Below are 10958 nucleotides of genomic sequence, written 5' to 3'. Positions count from 1 at the left end.
TTGTGCGCCTCGGGCGCGCCTATAATGGGCGGCCTGATTTTTACAACACCAATAAAGGACATGAGACATGAGCAATTCAGTCACTCTGCAAGGCAATCCGGTTTCCGTCGCCGGCCATTTCCCGCTTGCCGGTGAGCAGGCCAAGCCCTTCGCTCTGGTCGCCAAGGATCTCTGTGACCTGACCTTGGCGAGCTTCGCCGGTCAGCGCAAGATCCTGAACATCTTCCCGAGCGTCGATACCCCGACCTGCGCCACCTCCGTACGCAAGTTCAACGAGCAGGCCAGCGCGCTGAACAATACCGTGGTGCTCTGCATCTCCGCCGACCTGCCGTTCGCCCAGTCCCGCTTCTGCGGCGCCGAAGGGCTGGACAAGGTGGTGACCCTCTCCACCCTGCGTGGTGCCGCTTTCCTGCAGGATTACGGTGTGGCCTTCTCCTCCGGCCCGCTGGTCGGTCTGGCGGCCCGCGCTATCGTGGTGCTGGATGAAGAGAACAAGGTGCTGCACAGCGAGCTGGTTGCTGAAGTGGCCGACGAGCCGAACTACGCCGCGGCTCTGGCCGTGCTGTAACGCAGGCTGCTGTGATTGCCTGACGGCCAGCCCTGTTTACAGGGCTGGCCGTTTTTATATCCGTCATGTGGTGAGACAGACCACCTGTGGTCCTCTGAGCCAACTTCTTTTACTTATGAGGTCTGGCTGGCTAGACTTCGCCTCCACTTCTTCAATTAGCCGATATCAGCGTAACGCCATGACCTTTAACGAACTTGCCCTCGCGCCCGCATTGCAGGCCACTCTGCCAAGCGACTTCCAACATCCGACCCGGGTGCAGCAACTGGCGATCCCTGCCGTGCTGGCTGGGCGGGATCTGCTGGCGCTGGCCCGTACCGGCAGTGGCAAGACCCTGGCGTTCGGGCTGCCGTTGCTGCAGCGGCTGGATCCCGCCATGTCTGAGGTACAGGGTCTGGTGCTGGTGCCGACTCGCGAGCTGGCCGCTCAGGTGAGTGGCGCGCTGCAAGGCTTTGCCGATGCGTTGGGCGTGCGGCTGGTGACTCTGTGTGGCGGGGTGGCTCAGGAGCTGCAACAGGACGAGCTGGCGCAGGGGCCGCAACTGCTGGTGGCAACGCCGGGGCGGCTGCGGGATCTGCTGGGACAGCAGCTGTTGACGCTGTCCGGATTGCGCACTCTCGTACTGGATGAGGCTGATCGCCTGCTGGAGATGGGCTTCTGGCCTGACATCCAGTGGTTGATGCATGCAATGCCCGCCGAGCGCCAGACCCTGCTATTTTCTGCCACCCTGCCGGGCGAGCTCGATGAGTTGGCCACCGGTCTGCTGAAGGAGCCTGAGCGGGTGGAGGCGGATCCCCGCAACAGCGTGGCCGACGATATCGAGGAGCGGCTCTATCTGGTCAACAAGAGCAGCAAGGTACCTGCTCTCATCAGCCTGCTCAAGGCTCACGAGTGGTCACAGGTGCTGGTTTTCATCAGCGCCCGGGATGACGCTGACGGCGTGGCCAAAAAGCTGGCCAAGGTAGGGATTGCGGTGGCGGCACTCCATGGCGAGAAGGAGCAGGCGGTGCGCGAGCAGGCGCTCGCTGATTTCAAGGCGGGCAAGGTACGGGTGCTGGTGGCTACCGACCTGATGGCGCGCGGCATTCATGTAGAGGCACTGCCGGTGGTGATCAATCTGGACTTGCCAGCCAGTGCCCCCGTCTATGTGCACCGCATCGGACGCACCGCACGGGCCGGGCGTAGCGGGCTTGCCATCTCGCTCACCTGCCATGGCGAAGCCGAGACGCTGATGGCTATTCGCGCCCTCACCGGGCGTGAGTTGCCGGTGAGTGAGCTGGCGGGATTCCCGGTGACCGACCAACCCGCCAGCGGGGAGGGCAAGCGTCCACCCCGCGACAAGCAGGCCAATCGCCGCACTCAGGCCAAACGCAGCGTCAAGCAGTTCAAGGGCAAGCGCTGACCCTAGGGTTTGCCTTGTTCCCGAGCGAAGAAGTCACGGCGCCACTGGCTCAACACCTCCTCTTTGTGTTGCTGCCGCAGCGCGGGATCTATCTGCTGTTGGCTGGCCGCCAGTTGCTGCTCCAGCTCGGCTAGCTGTTGCTGGTAGCGGCTGCGTTGATCCAGCTGTTGCTGGCGCGCGCCGGCAAACGCCAGAGTGGCTTCGGCCTGCTCTGCGGGCAGGAAGTGGCGGGCCAGGGTAGCCAGCTCCTCATCCCCCCACAGCTGGCGAGCTTGCTGCAGGCGGGCATCCGGGTTGAACAGATCAGCTGCCAGATCCGGATGATCCGCTGCCCACTGATCCTGCAAGCGGCTGAGGGCGTTCAGCCGCTCCGCCAACGGTAGCTTCTCGTTCTCCTGCGTCAGTTGTTCCAGCGCCAGGGCATAGCGCCCCTGTAGCCGGATCAGGCTCTCCCCCTCGCTCAGCCACCCGGCCTCTGTTGCCTCCAGATTGCTCAAGCGCTGCGCCAGCGGCAACTCGCTGTCGCTGATCTCGCTGGCTAGCTGATTGATCAGTTCATCCGGCATCGCCTGCCAGCTGCTGGGCGCTCCCTTGCTCTTGTCATCCAGCACCTCTGCGAGAGACATGCGGGGAGACGGGCTCGCCGGTTCGGCTGGCAACTGCATATCGGTCAGAGCGGGCGTCGTCGACCGTTCTGGCGATATCGGGAGCTGCTCTTCCTGCCAGCACAGATTCACCAGCAAAAGCGTCAGGATAGCCAGCGCCAGGATCCCGTAACGACGTCTCATCGGCTGATCTCTCCCTTGACGGGAAAGTGGTCAGAGAGATTGCTGGCGGGCCAGAGGCTGCCATCGCTGCTGCGCGGGATCCAGACCGTGTTGAGGTTGTGGCTGGCGCGGCCGTACTCCCGGCTCACCACCAGATAGTCCAGATACTCGACGTTGGCGCCACCGGAGAGCGGGCCACCGGCATAGGGGTTGATCCTGGGATCGAAGGTGGCTTCGGTGTAGCCGCCGTAGGCGGGTTCATCGGCGTTCAGATTGGCCAGCATGCTGGCGTAATCATCGGCAAATTTGCGCTTGTTGACGTTGAAATCACCGCCGTAGATGACGGTGTCCGTGGCCGGGATCTTGAGGCTGGCAGCCAGAGCGCGGATCTGGCCGAACTGGATCTGGCGTAGTTTGCGCGCCTCGTCGGTGTCGAAGCTGGCGGTGTGGGTGGCGAACAGGTGCCACGCCTTGCCCCCCTTGATCACCTCTGCGTACATCACCCCCTTGTCGGCGAAGCAGTCGGTGCCGGTGCACTGGGGATAGACCAGTTGGGCCTCCCGCACTATGGGGTAGCGGCTGACGATCACCACACCGCCGTCATGAATGTTGACCCCGGGCTTGTCGAGCACCTTGGTCTGGTAGGGATACTCTTTTGCCAGCGCCTGCAAAAAGCCTTCACGGCGGCCATCGAATACCTCTTGCAACAGCAGGGCGTCATAGCCCTTCAGATAATCAGGTAGCAAGTTAAACCGCTCGCCAATGCTGGAGGCGATCACCGGCAGCGCCCAGACGTTGTAGCTGGCGACCTTGAGTTTGTTTTCCGCCAGTTCCGGTTGCTCCCGACGTTGTGGTGGCGTGAGCATATAGTGCAGATCGTCGTAGCGGCCGGTGAACTTGGCGGCAAAGGCCAGCTCTTGTGGCCCTGCAACGCGATGGACCACCCGATCGCTTTGCCAGCCGGATGCTCCGGCCGGGGTCTCGCCACCGTGTTGTAAGGTGGTGTTCCACCAGGTTCCCTCCATCAGCTGGTTGAGCCGATAGACGTCACCACCCGCTGTGGTCACGCGAGTTTCGAACAGATAGCTTTTGCCCGCCTTGACCCCCTCATAGCGATTGAAGCTGAGCACCATGGCGCTCTCCCAAGGGCCCAGTTCGGTACGGTGCTGGTTCCACTGACTGTCTTGTTGCAACTGACCAGTGCCGCTTTGGCGAATGTCGATCTGAAGTGGTTCAGAGCTGTTGTTGGTGAGGTAGACATCGGTATCAGCCAGTGCCAGTTGCGGGAACTGGCTGACCAACAGCAGGGCGGCATAACTGAGGGTTTTCTGCATCACAGGATCCTTTTGGTTGCAGGGAAATGGAAAGTGACTGTTATGGCGAATGCAGCGGTCAGTTTGTTTGCATTTTTGTTGCAAGTAAATGAATTGGTTTTATTTGAAGCTGTATCTCTATTGCACTGGTCAATGGGGCGGAAAGAGGGGGGCAGGGAAGATGGGGTTGGTACCCACGTCGGGTACCAACAGGATCAGTGGTGTGCCAGCGGGTAGGTAAACAGCGCCAGATGGGCGAAGTTGAAGGCGAAGTGGATCAGGATGGCCACGGTGAGTCGCCTGCTTAGCTGGAATGCCAGGCCATAACAGCAGCCTGCCAGGGTGGCAAACAGTGCCAGGAGTGGGCCACCGGGCAGGTGGATGGCACCGAACAACAGTGCTCCGACGACGATGGCGATCCAGGGTCGGGAGCGGTCAGCCAGTCGTTGCTGGATCACCCCACGAAACAACGCCTCTTCCGCCACGCAGGTGAAGAGCAGGTTGTTGAGGGCAAACAGCCACCACCAGTTAGGCAGAGCCACTTCCGGTTTCAGAGCCCCTAACTGCCAGGCGATGACCAGCAGGGCGCCCAGCGGCAGGATCAGCAGGGCGAGTGGACGCCAGCGGATCGTGCCGCCCTGACCAAGCAGGGTCGGGCATGCCAGCAACAGACCAAAGAAGAGCAGTGGCTTGTCGAGGTTCAGGTACATGTTGAACGGTATGCTATCCGGGCCTGCGAGTGCCTGATCCAGCACTTTGAGATTGTTAAAGCCGGGTACAAGGTGCAGGGTCAGTGCGACTGCCCATACCTGCAGGGCTACCCATGCGAGTATGCGGCCCTGTTTGGGGAGTGAAGGGAGGCGCCAAGCCAGCAACAGGACCGCCAGCGTCACCAGCAGGGCGGTCGGAGTGATACGCTCCAGCCATAAGGCCAGCAGCAGGGCCATCCCCAGCAGTGTAAAACCGGGTTTGGGTTGGTGCGCAAAACAGCACAGGGTGGCCAGTGCCATTGCGCCCCATATCAGGGCCTCGGGTAGGGGTAACATCAGAATTCATCTGTAGCGAAAAGGGCTGCACCTTAGCAGGGGCGTGACGGCAAAGGCAACCAGTGCGGGTTCTTCGGGCCAGCCTCCTATACTCAATAACAGAGTTAAAAGAGGGATGGCGATGAAGCACTATTGGTGGTTGTTCTGTTGTTGGTGTGGATGGTTGTCAGGTGCCCCGTTATCACTGGTAACCGGGGAGTTTTCCCCCTATTCCGGTGCCACTTTACCCGATGGCGGTCAGAGTACCCGGCTGGTAACGACCCTGCTGCACCAGGCGGGTTATGGCCAGATCAAGGTGGATTACCTGCCCTGGAACCGCGGTTATGAGCTGGCCCGTAACGGCTTGGTGACGGCGACTTACCCCTATGCCTGGACGAGTGAGCGGGCCAAACTTTTCTATTACAGCGCGCCTATTCATATCGATTACCTCTCCTGGTTTACTTATCACGGCAGCGATGCCGTGCTGGATGGCAAATGGCAGGGATTGCGGGTCTGCATTCCCGCAGGCTGGAGTACCAGTCACGCTGATGAGGTGATTGCTCGTTTTGCTCTGCAACTCACCCGCCCCAAGAGTCTGGCGCAGTGCCTGCAATTGCTTGCACTCAAGCGGGTTGATCTGATGCCGATGAACGATGCAGTCACGGCGGATGCCAGCATGCAGGTATTTGGCGATCCCAACTATTTGCAGCCGTTACCCTATTTTCGCCAGCACGATACCTTCTATTTGCTGGTGTCGCGCAAAGTACCTGGCGGAAGTGAGCTGATTGAGCGGTTCAATGAAGCGCTGGCAGCCGCCCGTGCCAGCGGTCATTATGATCAGCTGGTACCAAGGGCTCCTCCTCACTCTCCCCGTTGTGAATGACGGTGAGTAGTGACAAAACATAGCCAAGCCGGAGCAGAGGCTCCGGCTTGGCTATTTAGGGTTGTTATAAATGAAAATGGCCAGATTCTACGATGCAGATCACCCCAACTTGCTTGCGGTTGAAGTCAGGGGGAACCTTTGGGCGTAATGACAGAGTGCGAGAGGTGATAATGAGGCACTGTTGGTGGTTGCTCTGGTGCTGGTGTGGATGGTTATCCTGCGCTCCGTTGACGCTGGTGGCGGGCGATTATGCTCCCTATTCCGGCGCCAACCTGCCTGAAGGGGGCAAGAGCACCCGTCTGGTGACCCAGATGCTGCGAGATGCCGGTTATCACGATCAGAGGGTGACTTATCTACCTTGGCTGCGTGGCTATCAGCTGGCGATTAACGGCCTGGTCACCGCGACTTATCCCTACTCCAGAACGGCTGAGCGAGAACAGGATTTTTATTACAGTGACCCGATTCATCTCGATCACCTCTCATGGTTTACCTATCGTGGCAGCAAGGCTGTGTTTGATGGCAAGTGGCAGGGGTTGACGGTATGTATGCCGCTGGGATGGAGTACCAGCCATCTGGATGTGGTTGTGAAGCGTTTTGGCATGATATTGCAGAGTCCCAAGACGTTGGCTCAGTGCTTGCAGTTATTGGTGCGCCATCGGGTCGATCTGGTAACGATGAATGATGCCGTGATGGCCGATGCCAGTCTGCAAGAGTTTGGAGATCCCTGTTATTTGCAGATGTTGCCCTATTATCGTGAAACGGAACCGCTCTATCTGATTGTGTCCAGAAGAGTGACAGAAGGACCCATGTTATTGACACGGTTTAACAAAGCCCTGGCGGCAGCCCGCACGAGCGGACGCTATGATGAGTTGGTGCAGGGGGCTCATGGTCGCAGGTGCAAGATGTGGACAGGGTAGCTGTGCAGGATTGGTAGCCCATCGCCTCTCTGATGACCGCTGTCAGCACTCCCTATACTGGAGAAGAGAGTCAGAAGGATGCTGAGTCACGGGGTGCGATCACGATGATGGCAAAGTTCAGGTGGTTGCTTTGGTTTTGGTGTAGCTGGTTATCAGCGGCACCGCTCTCGCTGGTTTCGGGGGATTTTGCTCCCTATTCAGGGGCTGATCTTCCGGATGGCGGTCAGAGTACCCGGTTGGTCACCCGGTTGCTGAAAAATGCTGGTTATCGCGATATCAAGGTGGAGTATCTGCCCTGGGTCCGGGGCTATCAGCAGGCGGAGAATGGTCTTGCCACGGCAACCTACCCTTATGCATGGACCGAGGAGAGAGCTCGCGATTTTTACTACAGCTCGCCAATTCATATCGATAATCTATCCTGGTTTACCTATCACGGTCGCCCCGCTCTGCTTGATGGTCAGTGGCAAGGCGCGAAGTTTTGTGTCCCTCAGGGGTGGAGCACTGCCCACGCCGATCATGTCATAAAGCGTTTTGGTCTGATCTTGCAGCGTCCCAGAACTCTGCAGCAGTGTCTGCAGTTGTTGGCGCGGCAGCGTGTCGATCTTGTTGCGATGAATGATGCCGTGATGGCGGATGTCAGCATGCAGGAGTTTGGTGACCCCTGTTATTTGCAACTGTTGCCCTATTTTCGGCAGCTTGATGTGTTGTATCTGATAGTTTCTCGCCGTGTACCCGATGGTCCAGCCCTGCTGGATCGGTTTAACAATGCATTAGCTGCTTCCCGGAGTGATGGTAGCTATCAGGATCTGATGTTGGGCAGCAAAAGTACAAGATGCAAGATGTGGCCCAAATGAAGCTTTTTGTGGGGCGGCATAACTGTGGCTTGGCTCGGGCGTTGCGGATCAGTTTTTTGTGCAGGAGGGGTGAGGAATTGGCTATGACAATGCCTGCTCTTCATGCTTTCACTCTTTCTGATTATCGGTATCTGGCCTTGTGAACCAGTTCACTCGGGCGTGGTTGGCTTGACTCCACTTTCTATACTGAATGGCAGAGTGAAGAGGGGGGATGATGGCAAAGTATTGGTGGCTGCTCTGGTGTTGGTGTGGATGGCTGTCTGGAGCACCGCTGATACTGGTGACGGGAGATTATGCGCCTTATTCCGGTGCCACGTTGCCGGATGGTGGCCAGAGCACCAGGCTGGTGACCAGGGTGATGCATGCGGCCGGTTATCAGGATCTGAAGGTCTTGTATCTGCCATGGGGACGAGGTTATCAGCAGGCGCTTAATGGGCTGGCAACCGCGACTTATCCTTATGCCCGCACGAGCGAGAGGGAGCGGGATTTCTATTACAGTGACCCGATTCATCTTGATCACCTCTCCTGGTTTACCTACCGCGGCAGTCAGGCTGTGCTGGATGGCAACTGGCAGGGGTTGAAGGTATGTATGCCTCTGGGGTGGAGCTCCAGCAACTTTGATAGTGTGGTCAAGCGGTTTGGGTTGATTGTACAGAGCCCCAAGACCCTGGAGCAGTGCCTGCAGTTGTTGGCACGTCAGCGGGTAGATCTGATCACCATGAATGATGCCGTCATGGCGGATGCCAGCCAGCAGGAGTTCGGCGACCCCTGTTATTTGCAACCTTTACCCTATTTTCGCGAAACCGAAGCACTCTATCTAATCGTCTCGCGTCAAATAGCAGATGGTTCTGAGGTGATAAAACAGTTTAACCGTGCGTTGGCCAGGGTCCATGCGAACGGCAGTTATGATGAGTTGGTTGGGGGGAGTCGAGGGGGCAGGTGCAATGTATGGGAAAAAGGTGATAGCTAGGCGATCACGCATCTCGTTGGGGGCGTTTGGCCTGACAAGTCGTAGTCACTGAACACTCGGGTCCTTGCGACACGCTCTCTTTAATTCAAGGTAACAAGCCGGAGCCATTGCTCCGGCTTGTTCCATTCAGGGCGCTGATTAACGGCCTGATTCGGCGATGACGCGGGCGATGATGTCAGCACGCTTGCTGGCTTCCAGCTCACCCAGGGCGATCAGGCCAGCCTTGAAGATGACGTTCTTCGGCAGGCTGACGTCGTCCAGAGTCGTGATAGCTTCTACGTGCATGCCATTCAGACGGCTGGCATCACGCGGGCTCAGGTTGACCTGAGTGTTCATCACCTGCTTGCCTTTCTTCTTGGCAGGGGCAGCGGCTTTCTTGCTGGATTCCTGTTCTTCGTCTTCCGGCAGTTCGTCATCAAAATCGTAAATAGACATAGTTAATCCTGTTGGGTTAGGCAAAAGGGCAAGTTTGCCCGACATAGTAATTCGGCATGTTGATCCGCCATTGGGCCGATCAGCCCATATCTTCGTTGCGGATAAAGGCACGCCAGGAGCCGAGCACCTGGGCAAAATCTTCCAGCCCGCACATGGCCAGCTGTTCATCATCGTAGTAGGCAAGATCGTCGAGATCCTCACCCAGTTCGATATTGAGGACGTTGGCTTTCACCTCCGCCTCTTCATGGGTCAGCAGCAGGGAGTAATCCCCACCGGTGAGCCGATATTCGGTGCGACTCCGACTGGATAGCTGGTCAATGATGGCGAAGAGCTCGTCGAGCTTCTCCTCATCTTTGCCCACTTCATCGATCAGCCACTGGCCGATGGCTTCATGGCCCATGGAGAAGCGGGCGCGATAACCACCGAACGGGTCACGGCGAAATTCATAATCCATAGCGCACTCCAAATCGGGACGATGGGCCTGCACGAAGTGGCTGGTGCCAGCACCAAATCCTGCTCCATGACGGGGCGCACATCGGGTAAAGTGGCCTATTCTAGCGATCCACCTCTCGCTTGTCTTGATGATGTGGCATCTTTGCTCCATCGCGGACAGGATCCTGTGGGTGGCATGTCCAGCTTCGCCCTTCCTTGGAGATGTTATGCAGTTAAACGAGACCCTGGCGCGCCAGATAGTGAGTCGGGCGATGAAGATCCTCTCCTTTTCGGTCAACGTGATGGATGAACGCGGTCTCATCATTGCGTCCGGCAATCCGGAGCGGATCCATGAGCGCCATGAAGGGGCTGTACTGGCGCTGACCGAGAACCGGGTGGTGGAGATCAGTGAAGCGACCGCTCTGCAGCTCAAGGGGGTGCGCCCCGGCATCAACCTGCCCATCTCTTATCAAGGGGTGCTGCTGGGGGTTATCGGCATTTCAGGCGATCCGGAAGAAGTGCGTGCTTACGCCGAGCTGGTGCGAATGACGGCGGAACTCATTCTGGAGCAGGCGGCGCTTACCGAACAGCTGCAGTGGGACAAGCGCCACAAAGAGGAGCTGGTGTTGCAGCTCATTCGTGGGGAGGGGCGGGTCGATCAGTTACAGCAGGCAGCCCGTTTTCTCGGGCTGGATCTGGCCCAGCCTCGCGTGGTGGCGGTGTTGGCGCTGGAAGAGGCCGACCCAGCCCGGCTGCGGGAGCTGGTCCATCAGCTGGAAAATCCGGAGCGGGACAATCTGGTGGCCATCAATGGCCTTGATGAGATAGTGGTGCTCAAACCGGCCCAGCTCAGCGACGGCCTCTGGCAATCGGTGCAGGAGCGCAGCCGCATCAAGCAGTTGCTGGCGCGCATTCCCCACTTCAAGGTGCGGATCGGGGTGGGGGATTACTTCGCCGGGATCGACGGATTGGCGCGCTCCTACCAGACTGCGCGGGATACCTTGCGTCGTGGCATGCGGCAGGCGCCGCGCAAGCAGGTCTACTTCTTCGAGGATTATCGCTTGCCGGTGTTGCTCGGCAGTCTGGCAGACTCCTGGCAGGCGGATCAATTACGTACTCCGCTACAGAAACTGGCCCGGGAAGATGCAAAAGGGGCGCTGCAGAAGACGCTGCGCCAATATTTCTTGCAGGATTGTGATCTGCATCGCTGTGCCGAAGCCTTGTTTATTCACCCCAATACCCTGCGTTATCGGCTAAACCGGATCGAGCAGATAACCGGATTGAATTTCAACAAGTTAGATGACAAATTTTTGCTCTATCTCGGGCTCAATCTCGACCTGTGATTGGCATTTACAACAAATAAAGCCTCTCTTTAGATGAAACATTTGGTCATTT

The 10958-nt window shown here is 58.2% G+C and carries 12 protein-coding genes; 7 read left to right on the top strand and 5 right to left on the bottom strand.

Annotated features, from left to right (window positions below):
- The first annotated feature begins 67 nt into the window (after positions 1 to 67).
- Positions 68 to 568 carry a thiol peroxidase gene (gene tpx, locus ACE1BR_RS04350; protein ID WP_374867932.1) on the top strand — a complete coding sequence of 167 codons (501 nt, stop codon included), beginning with the start codon at positions 68 to 70 and terminating at the stop codon, positions 566 to 568.
- A gap of 178 nt (positions 569 to 746) precedes the next feature.
- Entirely contained in the window at positions 747 to 1967 is a 1221-nt protein-coding gene (locus ACE1BR_RS04345; protein ID WP_374867930.1) for a DEAD/DEAH box helicase, read from the top strand.
- A 2-nt stretch (positions 1968 to 1969) separates the two neighbouring features.
- Here ACE1BR_RS04345 and ACE1BR_RS04340 read toward each other — a convergent pair whose 3' ends face one another.
- From ACE1BR_RS04340 to ACE1BR_RS04330, 3 genes are all read right to left on the bottom strand, one after another.
- Positions 1970 to 2755: a hypothetical protein gene (locus tag ACE1BR_RS04340; protein ID WP_374867928.1), complete on the bottom strand. Its 786-nt coding sequence runs from the start codon at positions 2753 to 2755 to the stop codon at positions 1970 to 1972.
- Complete coding sequence (locus tag ACE1BR_RS04335; protein ID WP_374867926.1) at positions 2752 to 4068, bottom strand: sphingomyelin phosphodiesterase; 1317 nt, start codon at positions 4066 to 4068, stop codon at positions 2752 to 2754. Before ACE1BR_RS04335 ends, ACE1BR_RS04340 begins: the two co-directional genes overlap by 4 nt.
- A 194-nt stretch (positions 4069 to 4262) precedes the next feature.
- Complete coding sequence (locus ACE1BR_RS04330) at positions 4263 to 5093, bottom strand: lysostaphin resistance A-like protein (RefSeq protein ID WP_374867924.1); 831 nt, start codon at positions 5091 to 5093, stop codon at positions 4263 to 4265.
- Positions 5094 to 5214: 121 nt separating this feature from the next.
- On the opposite strand from ACE1BR_RS04330, the gene ACE1BR_RS04325 reads away from it, so the two are divergent.
- The 4 genes from ACE1BR_RS04325 to ACE1BR_RS04310 all read left to right on the top strand — a co-directional run bounded on the left by ACE1BR_RS04325 (position 5215) and on the right by ACE1BR_RS04310 (position 8696).
- Positions 5215 to 5955 carry a substrate-binding periplasmic protein gene (locus ACE1BR_RS04325; RefSeq protein ID WP_374867922.1) on the top strand — a complete coding sequence of 247 codons (741 nt, stop codon included), beginning with the start codon at positions 5215 to 5217 and terminating at the stop codon, positions 5953 to 5955.
- 170 nt (positions 5956 to 6125) lie between these two features.
- Positions 6126 to 6872: a substrate-binding periplasmic protein gene (locus ACE1BR_RS04320; RefSeq protein ID WP_374867920.1), complete on the top strand. Its 747-nt coding sequence runs from the start codon at positions 6126 to 6128 to the stop codon at positions 6870 to 6872.
- A 32-nt stretch (positions 6873 to 6904) separates the two neighbouring features.
- The gene (locus ACE1BR_RS04315; RefSeq protein WP_374867918.1) at positions 6905 to 7726 is read left to right on the top strand and encodes a substrate-binding periplasmic protein; all 822 of its coding nucleotides are present in this window, start codon (positions 6905 to 6907) and stop codon (positions 7724 to 7726) included.
- Positions 7727 to 8084: 358 nt separating this feature from the next.
- Positions 8085 to 8696, top strand: coding sequence for a substrate-binding periplasmic protein (locus ACE1BR_RS04310; RefSeq protein ID WP_374867916.1), 612 nt, complete (start codon positions 8085 to 8087; stop codon positions 8694 to 8696).
- Positions 8697 to 8834: 138 nt separating this feature from the next.
- Here the strand turns inward: ACE1BR_RS04310 and ACE1BR_RS04305 are convergent, their stop codons facing one another.
- Both ACE1BR_RS04305 and ACE1BR_RS04300 read right to left on the bottom strand, forming a co-directional pair.
- Positions 8835 to 9131, bottom strand: coding sequence for a hypothetical protein (locus ACE1BR_RS04305; RefSeq protein ID WP_374867914.1), 297 nt, complete (start codon positions 9129 to 9131; stop codon positions 8835 to 8837).
- Positions 9132 to 9210: 79 nt separating this feature from the next.
- The gene (locus ACE1BR_RS04300) at positions 9211 to 9585 is read right to left on the bottom strand and encodes a YacL family protein (protein ID WP_374867912.1); all 375 of its coding nucleotides are present in this window, start codon (positions 9583 to 9585) and stop codon (positions 9211 to 9213) included.
- A 205-nt stretch (positions 9586 to 9790) separates the two neighbouring features.
- Here ACE1BR_RS04300 and ACE1BR_RS04295 point away from each other — a divergent pair, with 205 nt between their 5' ends.
- A complete protein-coding gene (locus tag ACE1BR_RS04295; protein WP_374867910.1) occupies positions 9791 to 10906 on the top strand; it encodes a sugar diacid recognition domain-containing protein in 1116 nt (371 codons plus the stop codon).
- The last annotated feature ends 52 nt before the right edge of the window (positions 10907 to 10958 follow it).

It is taken from the genome of Aeromonas sp. MdU4 (assembly GCF_041929505.1).
Taxonomy (GTDB): Bacteria; Pseudomonadota; Gammaproteobacteria; order Enterobacterales; family Aeromonadaceae; genus Aeromonas.
This window is presented reverse-complemented; position numbering and strand designations above follow the sequence as displayed.